Source organism: Bosea sp. PAMC 26642 (assembly GCF_001562255.1).
Taxonomy (GTDB): domain Bacteria; phylum Pseudomonadota; class Alphaproteobacteria; order Rhizobiales; family Beijerinckiaceae; genus Allobosea.
In genome coordinates this window covers 3,313,011-3,330,680 of sequence record NZ_CP014301.1, presented here as the reverse complement: position 1 = coordinate 3,330,680, position 17,670 = coordinate 3,313,011, and the positions used below count along the sequence as shown (strand labels likewise).

At 62.0% G+C, this 17,670-nt stretch carries 17 protein-coding genes and 1 tRNA gene; 8 read left to right on the top strand and 10 right to left on the bottom strand.

What is annotated here, in order from left to right; genetic code table 11:
- Window positions 1-25 precede the first annotated feature (25 nt).
- The 5 genes from AXW83_RS27165 (at window position 26) to AXW83_RS16040 (ending at window position 2,407) form a co-directional block, all read left to right on the top strand.
- A complete protein-coding gene (locus AXW83_RS27165) occupies window positions 26-193 on the top strand; it encodes a hypothetical protein (RefSeq protein WP_156640125.1) in 168 nt (55 codons plus the stop codon).
- Between the two features lie 13 nt (window positions 194-206).
- Window positions 207-410 carry a hypothetical protein gene (locus AXW83_RS16055; protein WP_156640123.1) on the top strand — a complete coding sequence of 68 codons (204 nt, stop codon included), beginning with the start codon at window positions 207-209 and terminating at the stop codon, window positions 408-410.
- A gap of 28 nt (window positions 411-438) precedes the next feature.
- The gene (locus AXW83_RS16050; RefSeq protein WP_066615073.1) at window positions 439-651 is read left to right on the top strand and encodes a hypothetical protein; all 213 of its coding nucleotides are present in this window, start codon (window positions 439-441) and stop codon (window positions 649-651) included.
- A gap of 245 nt (window positions 652-896) precedes the next feature.
- Window positions 897-986, top strand: a tRNA-Ser gene (locus tag AXW83_RS16045).
- Window positions 987-1,096: 110 nt separating this feature from the next.
- Window positions 1,097-2,407 (top strand): tyrosine-type recombinase/integrase, encoded by a 1,311-nt coding sequence (locus AXW83_RS16040; RefSeq protein ID WP_066615072.1) that lies wholly within the window; start codon window positions 1,097-1,099, stop codon window positions 2,405-2,407.
- Here the strand turns inward: AXW83_RS16040 and AXW83_RS16035 are convergent.
- From AXW83_RS16035 to AXW83_RS15990, 10 genes are all read right to left on the bottom strand, one after another.
- Window positions 2,385-2,654, bottom strand: coding sequence for a hypothetical protein (locus AXW83_RS16035; protein WP_156640121.1), 270 nt, complete (start codon window positions 2,652-2,654; stop codon window positions 2,385-2,387). The two genes, AXW83_RS16040 and AXW83_RS16035, sit on opposite strands and share 23 nt — an antisense overlap.
- A 68-nt stretch (window positions 2,655-2,722) precedes the next feature.
- Window positions 2,723-4,345: a hypothetical protein gene (locus AXW83_RS27160; RefSeq protein ID WP_156640118.1), complete on the bottom strand. Its 1,623-nt coding sequence runs from the start codon at window positions 4,343-4,345 to the stop codon at window positions 2,723-2,725.
- Window positions 4,346-4,633: 288 nt separating this feature from the next.
- On the bottom strand, window positions 4,634-5,152 hold the full coding sequence (locus tag AXW83_RS16025; RefSeq protein WP_066615069.1) for an RraA family protein: 519 nt from the start codon (window positions 5,150-5,152) through the stop codon (window positions 4,634-4,636).
- Between the two features lie 175 nt (window positions 5,153-5,327).
- On the bottom strand, window positions 5,328-6,032 hold the full coding sequence (locus AXW83_RS16020) for a hypothetical protein (RefSeq protein ID WP_156640116.1): 705 nt from the start codon (window positions 6,030-6,032) through the stop codon (window positions 5,328-5,330).
- Between the two features lie 272 nt (window positions 6,033-6,304).
- The gene (locus AXW83_RS16015; RefSeq protein ID WP_082767177.1) at window positions 6,305-7,477 is read right to left on the bottom strand and encodes an AAA family ATPase; all 1,173 of its coding nucleotides are present in this window, start codon (window positions 7,475-7,477) and stop codon (window positions 6,305-6,307) included.
- A 164-nt stretch (window positions 7,478-7,641) separates the two neighbouring features.
- Window positions 7,642-8,637: a hypothetical protein gene (locus tag AXW83_RS16010; RefSeq protein ID WP_066615066.1), complete on the bottom strand. Its 996-nt coding sequence runs from the start codon at window positions 8,635-8,637 to the stop codon at window positions 7,642-7,644.
- A 129-nt stretch (window positions 8,638-8,766) separates the two neighbouring features.
- A complete protein-coding gene (locus AXW83_RS16005; protein ID WP_066615065.1) occupies window positions 8,767-9,717 on the bottom strand; it encodes a hypothetical protein in 951 nt (316 codons plus the stop codon).
- A gap of 351 nt (window positions 9,718-10,068) precedes the next feature.
- Window positions 10,069-11,031, bottom strand: a complete 963-nt coding sequence (locus tag AXW83_RS16000; RefSeq protein WP_066615064.1) for a hypothetical protein — start codon at window positions 11,029-11,031, stop codon at window positions 10,069-10,071.
- 124 nt (window positions 11,032-11,155) lie between these two features.
- Complete coding sequence (locus AXW83_RS15995) at window positions 11,156-12,517, bottom strand: exonuclease domain-containing protein (protein WP_236841688.1); 1,362 nt, start codon at window positions 12,515-12,517, stop codon at window positions 11,156-11,158.
- Between the two features lie 65 nt (window positions 12,518-12,582).
- Entirely contained in the window at window positions 12,583-12,966 is a 384-nt protein-coding gene (locus AXW83_RS15990; RefSeq protein WP_156640113.1) for a hypothetical protein, read from the bottom strand.
- Window positions 12,967-13,567: 601 nt separating this feature from the next.
- On the opposite strand from AXW83_RS15990, the gene AXW83_RS15980 reads away from it, so the two are divergent.
- The 3 genes from AXW83_RS15980 (at window position 13,568) to AXW83_RS27555 (ending at window position 17,572) form a co-directional block, all read left to right on the top strand.
- Window positions 13,568-15,754 (top strand): mechanosensitive ion channel family protein, encoded by a 2,187-nt coding sequence (locus AXW83_RS15980; protein ID WP_082767176.1) that lies wholly within the window; start codon window positions 13,568-13,570, stop codon window positions 15,752-15,754.
- Between the two features lie 128 nt (window positions 15,755-15,882).
- Window positions 15,883-17,241 (top strand): methyl-accepting chemotaxis protein, encoded by a 1,359-nt coding sequence (locus AXW83_RS15975; RefSeq protein ID WP_066615059.1) that lies wholly within the window; start codon window positions 15,883-15,885, stop codon window positions 17,239-17,241.
- A gap of 82 nt (window positions 17,242-17,323) precedes the next feature.
- Window positions 17,324-17,572, top strand: a complete 249-nt coding sequence (locus AXW83_RS27555; RefSeq protein WP_066615058.1) for a hypothetical protein — start codon at window positions 17,324-17,326, stop codon at window positions 17,570-17,572.
- Window positions 17,573-17,670 lie beyond the last annotated feature (98 nt).

The window sequence follows — 17,670 nt, the reverse complement described above, 5'->3', positions numbered from 1 at the left end:
GTCCAGCAATCGGGACCGTAGCCAAATGACGATCGAGACGGATGAGGATTATCGCGCCGCGCTGACGCGACTTGCCGATCTGGGACACCCGCCGGAGGATAGCGCCGAGGATGTGGAGTTCCTCGAACTGACCGCCGCGATGGTGGATTACGAGACGCGCCGGCATCCGGCGCTCCAGCAGCAGAGGGATTAGGACTATGGAGGCCGTGAAAGCCATCGTCCGCTGCGAGGACGACTACGAGCGCGCATCCCTGCGCGTCCAGGAACTGGCCGGCGCGAAGCCGGGATCGCCCGAGGAGGCGGAACTGATCGGTCTGATCGAGGCCATGGAAAAATGGGATGCGCGGCACGAGGACGATGTGAGGACTGGGGCTAACATGTTCGCTGTGACGCGTCTGTCGTATAGCTGACCTCATCGAAGCGCGCGGAAGTGATCCCATGCCGAAGCTCTGCAAGTTCACGTCGCCTGCTGACGGCAAGCCCGTCTACGTCAATCCCGCGCTGGTTACCGCCGTCTACGTCTTCAAAGGGAGCCCGCCCGACACGATCATCGCTTTCGGCAAGGATTTCGTGCTTGGCGTGAAAGAGGGCCTGGAAGAAACCGTGCGACTGCTCGACAAGGCGATGGCCGGCGAGACCGAGGGTGCCTAGACCACAGGAGACAGTGCTGCGGCCGTGCGTGACTTGCCGCTGACGACGCAGTCGCCAAGGTCAGGCCATGACTACGGACGATCGCTTCTCCTCGCGGAGCGCCGGCAGTCCTGTTGATTCCGCAGGTATCGTGCGATCGCGCCGAATCTGTCATGTGGCCGCAGTTGGCGCATGCATCCAGACCGGACTTGTCTCTGCCGCATCGCACGTGTAGTAACCAGCGCGCTTCGACCGAAGGCGACCGCGGACAGGTGGCAGAGTGGTTGAATGCACCGCACTCGAAATGCGGCATACCCGCAAGGGTATCGGGGGTTCAAATCCCTCCCTGTCCGCCATCCCCATCCCCGTAAATCGCTGAAATCGCTATATTTCTCCTGTGCCGGTGGTTGCGCGGGGAATTTTCGTGTAACAATGCGCGCAACTTATCGTCCTACGGAGACGACAAATGCGCGACTATCTCGGCCGGCGCGATGGCTTTTGGCATTATGTCAGAAGGGTCCCTACGGCGTTCGCTGCGCTCGACCGACGCGTCATCGTGCGGCAAACGACGAAGGTGCGAATCGCCGACGATCCTCGCGGCATCGTCGCGCGTCGCGCAGTCGCGAAGATCGACGCGGAGCACCAAGCCTATTGGAAGGCTCTGTACCTCGGTCAGAGCGATAACGCCCGCGAACGGTATGAGGCAGCCCGAGATCTCGCTCGAGCGCTCGGGTTCGACTACGTCCCGGCACGGGAACTGCTCTCCCGCCCTACGTCCCAGATCGTCGCGCGCGTCGAAGCCGTGACGACGCGCGGCCTGGCGCCCGAGTCGAAAGCCGCGGACGCTGTGCTTGGCCTCGTGGAGAAGCCAGCGTTTCGATTGAAAGATCTTTTCACGGAGTACGAGAGGATCCAGCGAGCATCCTTGTCGGGCATGTCTGAGGAACAGAAGCGACGTTGGCGGAACGCCAAACGGCTCGCCGCCGAGAGCGTCTTCGATGTCGTGGGCGACAAGACCCTGTCCGAGTTGACCAGAGGCGACGCGCTTGATTTTCAGGCGTGGTGGCAGGAGCGCGTGCTGGACGAAGGCATTGAGATTGGTACGGCCAACAAGTCGATCGGACAGGTCAACAAGATGTACCGGACCATCAACACGCACCACCGGCTTGAACTTCCGCCGCTTTTTAGCGAGCTTCGGATCGAGGGGGAAACGACGGCGTCGCGCTCCGCTTTCGCCGCCGAATTCGTGCAGACGCGAATCCTGGAAGATGGTGCGTTTGCCGAGCTGAACGAGGAAGCGCGGCGCGTCATCTATCTCATGGCCGACACCGGTCTGAGAATCTCCGAGGCCGTGAATTTGACCGCCGATACGATCGTGCTGGACCATCAGATTCCTTACGTCCACATATGGCCCGATGGCCGCAAACTGAAGACGGCGCAGTCCTTTCGGCAGATCCCCCTCGTTGGAGCGGCCCTGGCTGCGATGAAGCTGCAGCCCAATGGCTTTCCGCGGTATCGTGACAAGAATGCCGGCTTGTCGGCGCTGGTTAACAAATTTCTGACGAATGCGAAGCTTCGGCCGACGCCAAACCACACCCTGTATTCGCTCAGGCATACCTTCGAAGATCGGCTGACCGCCGTGGGTGCGCCGGAGAAAGTTATGGCGGTGTTGATGGGGCATAAATACCAGAGGCCGCGATATGGCGATGGACCTAGCCTGGTTCAAAAAAGAAACTGGCTGCAGCGGATTGCCTTCAAGCCCCCTGCTTCGCTTTAGCCTTGGCAATGATGGCGTAAGCGCGAGAAATAGGATCGCGCCCTGCCATCATCGTCGCGAGGTCATCTTCGAGCTTCTGGAGGAATGGAGCGTAGGCTGGCCCCGCCGCAACGATGCATTCTGCGAGGTAGAGCATGGCCGCCTCGAGACGATCTTGCGTCAGCGCCGACAATCCCTCTTCGGTCGATCGATCGAGAGAGCGACTATCGCGAATGTCGCGTTGCACGGCCACAGAAACCTCCGTCATGGAGGCTTCCAGAATCATGCTGGTCGGCCGGTTCGATACCCCCGAGTCTGGGAACTTTTCTGATCCGGTCAGGCGAAAAGCGTTGCCTGAAGTGCCATGTCTTCCCAGGGAGCGACGGGTTCAGACACCAATGAAGGCCCCCCGCCTTGAGGCGTCACGGATCGGATTGCCCGCCCAGACAAATGCGGGAAACCAGAAATGGTACGCTCGCAGATTTCGGCGATCGAGGCCGCAAAATCTGGGAATTTCGCGCCTATCCAGTACAGCCAATGCATTACAAGTGTTGAAGGGCCGGAGAAATGGTTGATTTCGCCGAAATTGCGTCGCCGCTGCTCCAGGCAGAATTCCGCCATCCAGACGGTGACATGGCTTGGTCGATCGGCATCAAGATCGGCAACCGCCATCATCCAATGCCCCAGTGGCACCGCCCAGCGCATATCGTGCCAGATCAGGAACGGGTTAAAACGCCCATGCATGGCAAGGATAAGAAGTTGCTCGATGCCTAAATCCGTGAGGTCCTGAAATGTGACCGAGCCAACCGCCTCGTGCGCGAGCCTAGCTGAATCGCAGGTCTCATTTGTCGGGTCTAACTTATCCGCTTTGTGGAATTCGCCGTGTGAATTGAGGCGGCCAATTGAGATTGCACCTTGCCGCCAGTGTTTGGCGCGCAGCAATGCTAGGAAAGACCATGAAAGCAATTTGAGAGCATGCTCACGTAACGCGCTATGATTATCAGCATCGACTACTGGCCTCGGCGTCAGACCATCGCCGAAAAGCAGGAGCCTTTCGGATAGAGGTTTTGTCCATGACGCACCTGCGTTGCGAAAGGCCGCGCGCGACGCTATGGCCAATTTATCGAGTTCAGCCGCTACTTCCGAATTTCTATAGGCCCGATCTGTTTTACTCTTTGGCTCGGGCAATCGCAGCGAAATCGCCATAAGGTCGCGGATTTGCTGTGTCCTAGACCAATCCCGAAGCAGCGTCAGTTGATCGAATATTTTTCCGTCGCGATCTGCTACGTCCTTGCGGAGAAAATCGACGAGCTTGCAAAAGAGAATTTGTAAGCAGATTTCCTGATGCCGCGGAGTTGAAGGGCCCGATTTTTGCGGATCGGGAAACGCATCGGCCAAACCGGTTGCCAAATTTCGACTTTTGCCGCCGCTGTTGCGCGCAACTTCAAGCCGTCTATGCGCCTCGGCACGTACTTTCCCGCTGTCCGACAAAACCATCGTGTAGGCGAACGGATTGGTCACTTTGGAGCCGGAAAGCCTGGCCTGTGAAACCCTCTTGGGCATGATGGCATCGCCAGGCCTGCTGCCAAAAGGCAGTGTTGCCCGCCCCGAGCGCTGAAAGTGTTTGCCAGTGATGCGATGAGGGGGGGCATCAAGGCGCTCACCCAACTTTCTTGCCCAAGGAGCGGCACCCCAGAGCTTTGCTCTGGCTTTTGAGATCATAATGACAGGTAGTAAGATATTCAGCCCTCGCGCCCGGACGACACGCGCTTTGCCATCAAGTATTTCATATTCTGATGGATCATCGCTTTCAGGAGGCCTCCTCCCTTCAAAGACAACGATCAGGGGAACATCGCAGTCCTCACGACTAAGCTGGTCGGCGTACGCGATGTAAGAATCGACTATCGGACCGCTGATGCCTTTGAGGAGCACCTTGGCGCACACCAACCTGCGCGTCACATAATCAGCGCCATCGCCAGTGCGTATAGCGGCTTGAACTTTCCGGGATAACCAGCTTACGTTAACTATAAGGCCAGTTCCGTCGTCGAGCCGCCGTGTCTCATCGAATAATGGAACAAGCGGCCTGAACTCGGGAACTTCCAACGACGAAAACCTCGAGATAAATACTTTCCGATAACCGCGGATTGATCGCGTTCGGGCCAATTAAAATGGCCGAATCAACTCTCTGAATTTTGCCCGACGGACGGCAGTAAGGTCAACTCGCGGTTCGGAGCTTTCGCTGCACCCTTATGGCACTGGGAAATGTTCCTGCATCTTGTCTGTTCGGATCGCGACGATGCCATCATCGTCACCCGTGATGTAGAATTCGTTGGTGATCAGGCCCGCGTCGCAGTCGAGATAGGCGGTATCGACCCGTCCACCGATTGCCGACAGCACCCGAGGGGAGTTCTGCGACGCAAGGATCGGGAGTTTTTTGTCGGCGAGCTTGCCAACGCCATAGACATTGCCAAACACGATGAGCGCGCGGCACTTCCCTTTAGCCGCGCTTTCGGCCTCCTCCGGGCCGACGATGCCATTCGTGCCGAGGTTACGTCCGTCAATAATGACGACATGATGCGCGCAGTCTCTCCCCAGCACTGTATTGAGCATCGCGCGGCCGGTGCGAGGAAGGAAAATTGTCGCAGGTCCGCTGAACGGGGTTGAAGATGCGTAAGACTGCATCAGCGGCATGATGCGGGCATGAGGCCCAAAAGCCGCGCAGATTTGGAGGGTGGTGGCGCGCCTGGGAGTTATCTCGCCCTGCATTGAAGTCTCCCGTCATCTCCAGGCGGCATGTTGCCGTTCGGCGACGAGGTTGGCCCACGACGCAGAACCGCGACAGGGCCGAGTCTGGGAACTTTCGCGGACGCAGCGGACGCACGATTTCGAATGGGCGCTCCTGCGCCATCGCAACGGGCTCAGCCCGAGCGAAGACGGGTTTTTAGATCGGATGGGCGAACGCTCCAGACCGCCGAGCAGCATGCTGGCTTCGGCTCGTCCAGTTCGTTGGAGCTCTGGGAGCCGTGCCGATGACCCACTGTTGAATGATTGTCTCGATGATCATCAGCAGGCGATCGGCGTCCTCGCCGATAGGACGGAAGATGTAGATCTCGTCGCTTGGCGAGAGCCTGGTCGGCTGGCCGAAGCGGTAGTCGCTGAACCGCTGATGGTTGCCCGGATCAAGTCCCAGCATACGGCAGTGAGTTTGGCCCGCCGGCGATGCCAGCCAGGAATTCAGGCTCGCGTTCTTCATCGCGACGTGGAGGCGCTTCTCGAACTGGTGGTTCTCAAGGCCCGCCGGCAGGATAACGCTGATCGAACGCGCTTCCAGTTTGATCGGCGCTCCGGCGAGCGGACTGCGATTGGGGGAGATCTGCTGCAGCGCCCAGGTATTGAACCCGAGATCCGAGACGGAGCCCTCCTTTAGCTGACGCCTGACGCCATACCGATCGCGGTTGAGCCCATCGATGCGTCGACGAGGGTCGGCGCATTTCGTGCTGGCGACCTTGTACAGGGGCATCTGGAGGTCGCGGGCGGCGCCGAGCAGGCCAGTGCCGAAGTCAGGCGAACTGATGTCACCGCAGGCGGCGACGTAGGCATGGACGAGAATGCCCGGCCGATAGCGCGTGGTGAAGCCCGGCTGCATGAATGCATCGTCGGGCAGAGGTTTCAGCGCCTTGCCGCCGATCCGCTCCCATTGCGTTGGATACCATCGCGTGACGGCAGCGGCACTATTGGGCGGCTGAATGGTACGGCCGATCTGGCCAGGCCGGGGCTTGATCTTCATAATCTGACTTTCGTTTAGTGCCTGAGCGAAGTTTCCGGGGGTACTCTCCCCAGAGCCTTCATTCCGTCGTTCCCTCTTTCGAACTTTCTGCGGTGGGTACGTCCCGTCGTGTACTCGATGCGAACAGGCGATCATCGGTGTCCGACATCAGCTATGCGCTGTGCGGCCATGAAGCCGATCGACCGCTTTGTCTGGCCTTGGCCGGATACCAGCGCCGCGGCATCGGTGATGTCGCGCTGACGTAATTCCCGGCGTCCGTCCGCGCAGGCGATCGCCATCGCGGCCGGCCAAAGCCGCGTCATCGTCCGGGCGTTGTAGTCGCGGGCGAGGCGAAACAGGCTCTGCGCCGGTCGGATGAAGGTAGAGTCTGCGACCTCCGCATTGGCGCGGTCGAAGATCGATTCCTGGATGGTCAGCCTGTCTGCCTCACCCGGATCGATCGTGAAGACGATCATGCGGTCGACCAGCGAAGGCGGCATCGGGCTCAGGCTGTTGGCCGTTGTGACCCAGAGGATTTCATCGGCCCGGATCGGAAACTCCAAGAACTCGTCGGTGAACGCCTGGGCGTTCTGGCGTTCCAGGAGCGAGTGAAGGGCCTGGAGCGGGTCCTCTGCGGGGTTGATCGGTGATGGCTTGTCGATCTCGTCGAGGATGAAGAGGGGGGCGGCGCTGTCGCCGTCGATCAGCGCCTGCGCGACACGGCCAGGACGTGACCCCCGCCATACCGGCGTGAGTCCGGTGAGCATCGACCCACGGTCGGTCATGACGTTGATGGCGAGTAACTCGGAACGCACGCCCAGCGCTCGGGAGAGCTCTGTTGCGAAGAACGTCTTGCCGATGCCGGCATCACCGAGCAGGCAGCAGGGATCGAGACGCAGGGGGCGGCCGCAGATCAGAGCGAGCTGCATAGCCCGAACGATCCAGCCGATAACGTTACGGAAGTGAGGACCAGTGACGACGAGCGCGGCGACGCGCTCGATCATGGCAACGTCAGGACGGATTTGGTTACGCCACGGTCCACGTGGATCGTTGTGAAGACGAGCCCAGAGCTTGACCTGTCGGTCGAGCCCGTTGTCGTCGGCCACATGTTCGCTTGGATCAACGTGGTAGCCTGGAGACGTACCGAGCCGAGCAGCAAGCGCATCGGCGTCGAACAGAGCGATTTGGTACGGAGGCCGAACGGCGTCTGGCGACGGGGCCGGCGTCTCACTGAGAGTCTTCTGCCTTTTTGCCCGCTTCGCCCTAACAACGCGTGCCTTAAGTGCCGGGTCAGCGAACTGGAAGTCGTATTCGTCTTTGGTCATCGAGTTGGTTCGCGGCGCCGCGAAACCTGAGTGTCCCGCGGGGTGGCCGGTCCGGCCCTCCGCGAGCCCCGATTGAATGCGAAAAGGCGGCACCTCGCGGCGCCGCCCTCTTGATGTGATGTGCTCGTCGGTTGATGGAACCCGTTTGAGCGCCGACGACGGGACTATACGATCTCCGTCCAGGTTGGCATCTTGATGGCCATCCGCTCGGCCCCGAGGAGCCTGGTCAACCAGGTGGACTCCTCGAAGATGTGGCGGACGGCCGCCTGCATATGGAGCGGATCTGAACGGCAGGCGCGATCGTCGATCGCCTTCGCCATCCGGCACTTCGCCTTGACCCCGGCCGAGCCGCGTTCGACCGGCCAGATCGCGACCTGCGCGGCATTCAGGTACGCCATGATCTGCGCGCCCTCGGCAGCCTGGCGCAGCTCGGCATGGTTGTCGCCGGGGCGCGCGGCAAGCAGGAACAGCCGGTCGGCCGTCGCGAGCAGGCGCTCGACACGATCCGCGAGCCGATCGAGATCTGGCGGCGTCGTCAGGAGGGCGGACCAGATATTCGGCTGCTGGTCGGCGAACACCGGCACCCCACCGCGCTGCGGCAGGAGCAGCGTCAGGTCGAGGCCCTGCAGCGGCCAGGTCGCGAGCCCGCGATCGATCGATGCCGGCCCGGCGGGCTGCGGCGGCACCATCAGCTCGCCGACGTTGAAGGCGGCGCGCCGGACCCTGATCCGCCGCGCGGTATCGGGTTCGAGCATGGGGGCGTAGTCGTCTTCCTGGTCGTCGCCATGAACCCTGTTCACCTTGACCAGCGCGAGCTTGGCCTCGACCTCGTCGAGGCTGTCCGACGGCCAGATGCAGACCGTGGCGACGAAGGAGAGTCCGACCAGCATGAGGCCGGCGGCGACGCGATGCGCTGCTTCGATATCAGTGCTTGCCAGCCTGATCCGCATCGACTCGTCCAGGAACTCTTTGGCTTTGCGAGCCGCGAACTTGAGATCCGGCGCGCCGTTGCGAAAGGCGGCGAGCTCACTGAGGCTGGGGTCGTCTCCGATGCTGCCGGTCATCATGGCGATGGGATCGCCAGGGATCTGATGCCCGGGATTTTCGATGGCGCCGGTCTTGCTGGGCGCCGGCACGCCCTTGTTGTTCTCGTTGGTCACGGAGTGATCCTTTACGTGGGTGACAGCCATGTCGCTGCTCCCTGCGATTTTCCCGGACACAAGAAAGGCGCCCCGCGCGGGGCGCCTCCAGGACTGATCGGGACGCCGATCTGAGGGAAATTTTCCCCGTCAGACGATGTCGCTCCAGGCGACGTCCGGGTGGCGCCACCGGAAGGGCGCGCTGCCCAGCCGTACCGCCTCGCGCGAGCGCTCATAGGCGAGCATCACGGTGGCGATCATGTGGGTAGGATCGTCCGAGCTGACGCGGCTGTTGACGAGCGTGATCAAGTCGACCTTCGCGGCGATGTCGTCGGCATCGTCCCGGCTCGGCCAGAGGGCGGCCTGCGCGAGGAGCGAATACGCCGAGATCAGCGCGCCCTCCGACGCCAGCCGCAGTTCGAGTGCATCCGGCCCCAGCCGCATCGCCTGACCCCGAAGCTGGTCGGACGCCGCCAGAAGCTCGCGGGCTCGCTCGATCAGCGGCGCCACCTTGGGACCGCTGAAGGCGAACATCGCTAGGCGCTCGCATTCGGCCTTGCCGTAGGCATCTCCTGTCGGAAGCGTTGCCGCGTCGCTGGCACCGACCTCGTGGCCCACGGGCCAGAACACCAGCGCGCGATCATCCGGGGTCGGCTTCGCCGGCGCCGAGACACGCAGATAGCCCGGATGGAGGGCCGCGAGCACCACGCGAAGATATCGGTCACCGCGCAGGTTGCGCTGGGTTTCGGGATCGGGGTGAAGCGAGAGTTTCGCCCTGGCGATTTCGTTGTCGTCCACCGGCCAGATCGCGACGATCGCCTCGTTGGCTGCCGCCAGCAGTTGCAGGCCGGCCTGGGCCAATCCGAAGAGCCGCCCGAAGCCGACGCCGAGCGGGCTCACCTTGACCATCGCCTCGAAGAACGTCGCGGAGCGGGCAGCCTCTGCCAGATCGGGCGTGGCGCGGCGAAGCGCGATCAGGTCTGCGATCAGCGGATCATGCGGCAGAATCGCCACCAGCGCCCCGAGCGGCTCGGTGATCGGGTGGACGTCCTGGGTGAGAGGCTCGTCGTCGAGAGGAACAGAATGCGTTTCGTCGGTCATGTAAAACTTCCGTGTGGGGTAACAGCCAAGTCGCTGCACCTTTCGATCTCCGGACATGAGAAAGGCGCCCCCGTGGGAGCGCCTTCATTTGGTCTGACGCGGTTCTGACCGTCCCGTTGTCGTGTTGTCGCCGTCCTGGCTCGGTGCCCGGTCAGGATTGTGGTGGGAGCGCCGTCCTGGAGGCCACCTGGCGCCAACCGACCTTTTCCAACCGCCGGCGGAAGCCAGCGATTTGCAAGCCTGAGGGCTTCCTGGCGGCCTCTTGCGAGGTCCTGAGTCGGTTTGCCGTCCTGGGCGCTTCCTGTTGTCGTGTTGTTGGCTACCGAGATCGGGGCACCGCTTCGCAACCCGTCAGACCTCGGCCTTGCTCAGGCGCGCGCGGAGCGTCCCAAGCCCGGCCTCCATCTGTTGCCCGATCACGAACGCGAGTTCGACGATGGCCTTCTGCCGATCCGGGTACTGCCGCGCCCGCATCAGCTCACGCGCCTCGGCCTTGACCCGATGGTCGCCAGGATCGCGGGCGGGCCAGAGCCCGATCCGGCCGAGATCGGCGAGCGCGAGGATCATCGCCCCGGCCTGAGCCCGGCCGAGGCGATCACGCTGGTCTGGGCTGATCTCGCCATCCTCGAGTTCTGCGGCGAAGTTGTCGGCCCGGCGCAGATGGAGCCGGACCGAATCGAGGCGGTACTCGAGGTCGAGGTGATCGCTGACGTAGTCGGTCAGCGTTTTGCCACGCTCGAGCCCGTGAACCCCAGCGGCGTAGTCGTCACTGTCCCTGCTGGGCGCCAGTGCGTTCGTCACGGCGAGGAGACGGTCGGCTCCGGCGATGAACGCCCGCGGCGACGCCAGGGCCGCATTCACCGTGGGCGTATCCAGGCCGAAGGCAGAACGAGCCAGTTCGGCAGTCGCCGTCTTCTGATGCCGCTTCGCCGCCTCGACGACGCTCTCGCCGGCGTCGCCGCGGATCCAGTCGTCGACGGTGTCGCTGGTCGGCAGCAGCGCGACCGCGAGCGTCGCGGCGTGGTTCAGCATCGTCAACGCGACCAGCCACTGCAAGCGGCCCTGGATCAGCCCGTGGTCCTGCGTCCGGCTGGCGAGATCGAGGAAGCGTTCGACCTGGCACGCGTGGTAGCGGGCGCGGGCGGCGACGTCGAGAAGCGAGGGAAGCCCCTGCAGCACGCGGCTGTAGCCTTCGGCGTCGCCATCTCCCCAGGGCCGCTGCTGCGCGATGGCATCGAGCTCGTCGACAACGGCGCCGTTCCACACCTCTGCTTTCACATCAGCGAGGCTGCTCTTGGTCTTGGTATCCGTCATGGTCTGTCCCTTTTTGTGCGGGGTTCTGCCCAGTTGGCAGCGCTGACCTCCTTTCCCCTGGAACGAACGAAGGCCCGCGAGCGGGAGCGCGCGGGCCTTCGTCCTTGTCCGTCCTGTGATGGGGCTAAGCGGCGGATGCCCGCGCGAGTTCCTGCTGGCGCCCCACGAGCCAGCGCTCGATCTCCGCGATCTGACGCAGGCGTTCGTCGTCGCCAGCTTCGGTTTGAGCGCGAAGACCGTCGATCTCCTTCAGCGCTTTCGACAGCGTCAGCCACGGCACATCGTCCTCGGTCTGGAGACGATGGCGCAGCCAGTCCCGGCTTTTCGCCCAGGCCGCCGGCGAGAGGTGCTCGGCGGCCTCAAGGAAGCAGAGCCGATTGGAGAAGGCGCGCAGCCGGGCGTCCGTGAACAGCTGATCGGCGAAGGCCGGGCGCTCAACCCAGTCGATTTCGCGCCAACGGCGGGACAGGCGCATCTGCTCGTCGCTGATGAAGCCACCGCTGTACAACGTAGCTTCCGGCCAGGGCGACGGCTCGGCATCGGCATATTGGTTGGCAAGCGCCTGCAGCAGGTTCTTGCGGAAGCCTGCGTGATCACGGACCTGTCGCGCGCGCTGGCGGTAGACGGCGTCATCAAGGCGATCAGCCGGCAGGGCATGCGCCCCACGCTCCCATCCGACGAGGATCGGCTGGGCATTGGTCCGGACCGTCCGGATCGCGCGCGGTCCTTTGGCGGTCAGCAGCGCGGCGATCTCCTCCAACGAGCCGTCGAGATAGGTTGCAGGGTCGACCGAGAGGTCGGCCACGGCCCAGGCTGCGGCGTTGCGCGGGCTCGGCGCGATGCCGATGACCGGCACCATCGCGTTCATGCCGCCGAGCAGGATGGGCTCGTCACCGGCCAGCAACGCTGCGGGTCCGGACTTGTGCGTATTCTCCAGCATCCGCGCGATGGTGGACGGGGCCACCTCCCGAAGATGCCGGAACAGCGCCAGGGTGGCGCGGGTGTCGGCGAGCGCGTCATGAGCATCCTCCTCGTGGAGGGCGATGCCGTTCGCGCGGCAGACGTCGCCGAGCTTCATCGACGGCTTGCCGTTGACACCGATCGGGATCGTCACAGCGTTTGGTTCAAGCAACCGAACCGCGCGCAACATGACCAGAAGGTCGGCCCGCTTCAGCCCGGGGCCCTGGCTGGAGTACGGCGGCAGCAGGTGCGTGAAGAAGGCATGCCGCAACACCTCCTCGTCGAAGCGCAGACCGTTGTAGGTCACGATCGTTGCCGGGGCCCATTCGTTGAAGGCCCGGGCGATGAGGCCGAGCATGTCCCCGACCGAGAGCGGTGCCTGCTCGAGCATCGCTGGCGTGACGCCTGTGACGAGAAGCGCGCCGGGCGAAGGCACGATGTGCGCCGGCAGCCGCGCCCGGAACGAGAGTTCTGCCTGGATCTTCAGATCGGCATCGGCGTGGATCAAGGCGGCCTGCAGCGGCACATCCCATTGCGGGGCGAGGCCGGAGGTTTCGAGGTCGTAGAAGATGAAGGACATGGTCGCCGTCCTCAGTGCCAGCCGCCTTCATCGGGCATGACGGGGCCTTCGTCGAGAACGATGCCGAGGTCCTGCGCGTCGCGCCGGATGGCGGCCTCGATCATTGCCACCGCGCGCGAACGCTTGAGCTCGTCGGCGTCGATGATCATAGCCTCATAACATGCGATTTTGAGGCGCAGCAGCGGCTCGGAGAACGCCGGCGGCTCGCCCAGAAGCAGCGCGAAGCGGCGCGCCGCGATCCGCGCACCCTCGCCGATCTGTCGGCCGTTGAGGCCATGCTCGGTATGGATCCGGGTCGGATCATGTTCGAGCAGCATCGCGTGGGCGGTATGCAGCTGCCAACGCAGGTAGAAGGTGTCGGCCTCCGCACGCAGCCGGTAGGCGCGGGCGTACATCTCGAGTTCGGCATCGTTCGGGCGCGGTTCGCCGCCCGGAGGGGTCTTCAAGGTCATCGGATATCCAAAGGTCGGAGCATTAGGCCCGGCCCGCTCACTCTCCTTCACAAAGGCTGACGTGCGCAGTTCCGGGGGTTCCCTTCGATGGGTTCCAACCGTTCTGTCTCCTATAGTTTTGGACACGACCTTTTACCAGCGACCGGCTCATCCAACGAGGAAAGCTGGCGCATGTCGTCCCAGAGCGGGAGGACGGCTTTTGCGCATCTCGTCCGAGCGAACGGCTGGCGGTTCTGGCGAAACTCGCCACGAGCGACCGACGTTTTTGGACCATTGCGGCCCTTGGGAGCGTCTGCTTCCGGGTATGTCGATTGCCGTGAGGCGAACGACCGAACTTCGGCCGTGCCGGGACTGGCTTCTTCCGGAAGTTTAAGTGAGAAAGCAGACCTGCCTTCGCCCACGACTGATGGAAAGCCGGCGCGGCTGTCGGCTGCTGAAGGCGCATGATCTGAACTACCAGATGTAAGCTGATCTAGTCATGCCCCTTGACCCACGTTAGCTTCGCCCGAAGCCTTCATTTTGGGGGATCGTACCGGGGTTGGTGATGCTTTTGTCGTCGCGCGCGCGTGCTCTCTTCGCAGGCGTCATCCTTATCAACGTTGCGACCTTGATATCGGCCGATGCCGAGGTGCGGCAGACGACAATTGTGGTCCAGCCGAGCGATGATCCGGCCCGCATCGGACGTCTCGCAGATGAACTCGCGCGAAACGGATCAAATATCATCGTCCGAACCGAAGCAGTATCTGCTCCTGATACGCGCGGTGAGACAATTGCTCCGTCGAGGCCGTTGCCGCCCTGGACGGCCTTCTGGCAGGGGCTTGGGAATGGCTTTACCGGGGTACGTCAAGTCGGCGATGTACTGGATAAGGCATACCTAGCATGGGCTGAAAATCGAAACGGCTCGGGCCGAAGCGCGCTAATGCTGATCATCGCGGTCGTTGCTATTGCGGGCGCTGTAGCGACCGGGATGCGCATGGTGGTAAAGCCGCTCGTTCGCCGCCCGAGGGACGAAGCGACTAGTGATTTCATCTCTCGACTGTGGGCCGCGACAGCAGCGGCTGCTCCCGACATTGCCACTCTTGCCGCTTTCGCGGCCAGCGGGCGCCTCGCGCTCGATGGATTACTTCCACAGGCCGACCTCGCGCGTTCGATCGCCCAAAGCGCTCTCGACGCGTTAGCCCTCTTCGGCCTCTACATCATCGCTGGCCGATTCCTGCTCGCCCCTCAAGCTCCCCAGCGTCGCCTTTTGCCGCTGCCGCACGCCCAATGGCACTGGCGAATGCTGCTGGCGTACGGGCTAATCCAGCCCATACTCATGCAATCCGTGCGGCTGAGCCAGGAGGTGGGCGGCGAGCGTGTCTCTCTCGAAGGGTGGTTCCTTATCGCGAGCACGATCGTTTTGGCACTGAGGCTATCGTGGTTTTGGGGCGGAAGGCACGATATTGCAGCACTGGCGCGAGGAGACGTTAGTTCTGCGTCAAAACCCGGCCTGCTCCGCCGGCTCGCTGGGTCAGCTTTGCCTTGGATCTTTATCGCCGTCGCGGTCTTTATCTGGTCGGTCAACCGGATCGGCGCGGTTTCTCCGACCGTCACGCGGCTTGGCGCTCCCGGCACACTCACTCAGCTGCTGGTCGTCATACTGCCGATACTGACGGCTGGCGCCGGCGCGATCGTTTCCACCTTGACCTCCCGGGCGCTTGTCCGAAGCGGGTCGAGTCCGGCCAGACTCGCCTTGGCAGCGGTCGCATCCAACTTGACGACTGGGGTCATGTGGCTGACGAGTTTCGGCGTATTGGCACTGGTCTGGTCAGATTATTTGAGTGATATTCAGTCCACCGCTGCCGTCGCAGCACTACAAGCCGTGCTGGCTGCTGGCACCGCTTTCGTGACAGGCTGGATCATCTGGACATACTTGTCGACCTACTTCGCTGCGCATGCCCCAAAAGCTCGCTCCGGCATTCCAATCGATGAGGATGGGAGCGAAGCGCCTGTTCGGACTCGGCTTGCGACTGTTCTGCCGCTCTTAAAGGGCGTCGGGCTGGGCGGCGTCGTTGCCGTCACGGCGCTAGTGATGCTTGCAAGCCTGGGAGTCCAGATAGGCCCGTTCCTCGCAGGGTTTGGGGTCATCGGGCTTGCCATCTCGTTTGGCTCCCAAGCACTTGTCAAGGATGTCGTATCTGGCGTCTTCTTTCTGACCGACGATGCATTTCGGATCGGCGAATACATCGATATCGGCAATCTGAAAGGCACGGTTGAGAAGATTACCCTCCGCTCGGTCCAGCTCAGGCATCAAAACGGGCAGGTCCACACAATACCGTTCGGGCAAATCCAATCCACCACGAATTTCTCGCGCGATTGGGCGACTATGAAATTCTCCCTCCGGCTGGATCACAGCGCAAACATTGAACAGGCACGTAAGCTGATCAAAAAGATTGGTCAGGAGATGCTTGAAGATCCCGAACTGGGCTCGGAATTCTTGCTGCCACTCAAGATGCAGGGCGTGCAAGAGATCCAGGACGGCGCGATCGTTATACGGTGCAAGTTCACGGCCAAGCCGAACAATCCAACACATCTGCAGCGCCAGGCCCTTAAGCGCATATATGCCAGATTGAACGAGGCCGGCGTACCATTTGCCTCCAACACCGTCATTGTCAGAGGCAACGAAGGCAGTGGAATGAGCGGCGGCGCAGCGGTCGCATCCGGTCAGCCAGCCCCAACTGTCACTGCATAGAAGCTGCTCAGCATTCTCAGAAGCTCCACCGTGATCGTAAGCGCGGTAAGACATTGTTATTCGCCTTCGCAGATCGTGGCGTAAGCAGCAAAATCTAGAGGCGACCACGAGTTTGGCGGACGTTGGCGATGCAGTCTGACCTGTCTCAACTGTTTGGCATCCCGGCGCTGACCGAACTCATCGCGCTAACCTCCGTTGTCCTGATGGTCATGGTCTCGGCCACTTGGATGCGAAGCCGGAGACGCAATCGAAGCCTTCAGCGCGTTCTGGATCAGCTTTCGCAAGGTGTTTGCCAATTCACCGCTGGACGCCAGTTGGTCATGTGCAACGAGGCCTATCTGAGGCTTTACGGCTTGGACCCCCTGAGGGTGAAGATAGGGTGCTCCCTCCCAACAATCGTTGATCTGCGATTTGCCGCCGGCACTTATCCGAAGATGACGCAGACTGAATACGTCGCGTGGCGAGACAAGATACAAGGGTCAAATGAGCCCTCCGATACGATTGTCGAGCTAATGGATGGGCGGATATTTGAGATCCGCCACCGGCCCACTTCTGATGGCGGCTGGGTAGCGACCCATGAAGACATAACGGTCCGGCAGAGAGCGGTTGCCGAAACGGCATTGCACGAGGAAAAAGACCGGTATCGCGAGCTGTTAGAGCAAGCGATCCGCCGGTTTAAACTCGAGATCGGCGAGACGCTGGCCACCGTTGCAGCCACTGCAACGGCGGCGCGCGATACAGGCACCGCATTATCCCGATCCGCCGATGACACTTCGGCCTACGTTACCGAAGTGGCTGCTACGGCAAAAGCCGCCGCTGCCAACACAAGGGTCGCGGCGCAGTCGAGCGCAGACTTGTCGAACTCGATCAGCTCAATCAACGAGCAGCTCCGAGCTACCAGTTCGCTGGTGGGGGTCTCGCGCACAGAAGCGTCCAGCGCCAATCACGCGATTGAAGGCCTGTCTAATGCCACCGACGCGATAGGTGGCATTGTCGCCATGATCCAGGCGATCGCGGGACAGACCAACCTGCTTGCACTCAACGCGACGATTGAAGCTGCTCGTGCGGGCGAGGCGGGCAAGGGGTTTGCCGTCGTCGCTGCGGAGGTCAAATCGCTTGCCCAGCAAACTGTAACGGCCGCTGGGCAAATTTCGAAACAGATCGATGATGTGCAGCGTTCCACCCGCGGGGCCATCGCGTCGATTGAAAGCAGCGCTGGCCGACTCGGCGAAATCGATGGCAATACAAGAGACGTAGCTGCCTCCGTTCAGAAACAATCAATGGCCACGGCGGAAATCTCGCATAATCTAGCTCTGACCGCGCGGCATACTGAAGAGATTGCCACCGCTGTAGCACAAGCCAATGGACATGTTGGCGAAACACGTCGCTCCGCAAATGACGTAGCTGAGTTAGCCGAGAATATTTTAGTATCGACACTAAATCTTGAGCAGAAGGTACAAGTTTTCCTTCAGGAGGTTGCAGCTTAATTATCAATTATTTAGATCGTGTTTCGGCGTGCTCCCACCGCGCCACACGGCGTAAAACCTGCCGAGGCACTAATCGCCCTGGATGACAAACCAGTGGCAGATCGCCCGGCCTATAGTCCCGACTTCTCCCATCGAGAACGCCTTCGTCAAGCTCAAGGCGCTGCGAATCTCCTGCGCGAGTGTCGTATCGGGCGCCGTCGGCGACTCGCTCGGTCTTCAACTTGAGAGCGCCGGGCGTCATGATGCTCTGGGGCACAGGCGGTTGGCTGCGCGACTGCTCTATCAGCTCGCGCAGGCCGTGCGGCCGGTGGCGGCAACGGAATTGCGATAGGCAGCCGAACGCGGTCGATCGATCAGCGCTGAGGTCGCGCGCTGACAAGAACGATCGGCTCTGTACGTCGGGTTTTGGGCGGGGAGGCAAGGTCAGCT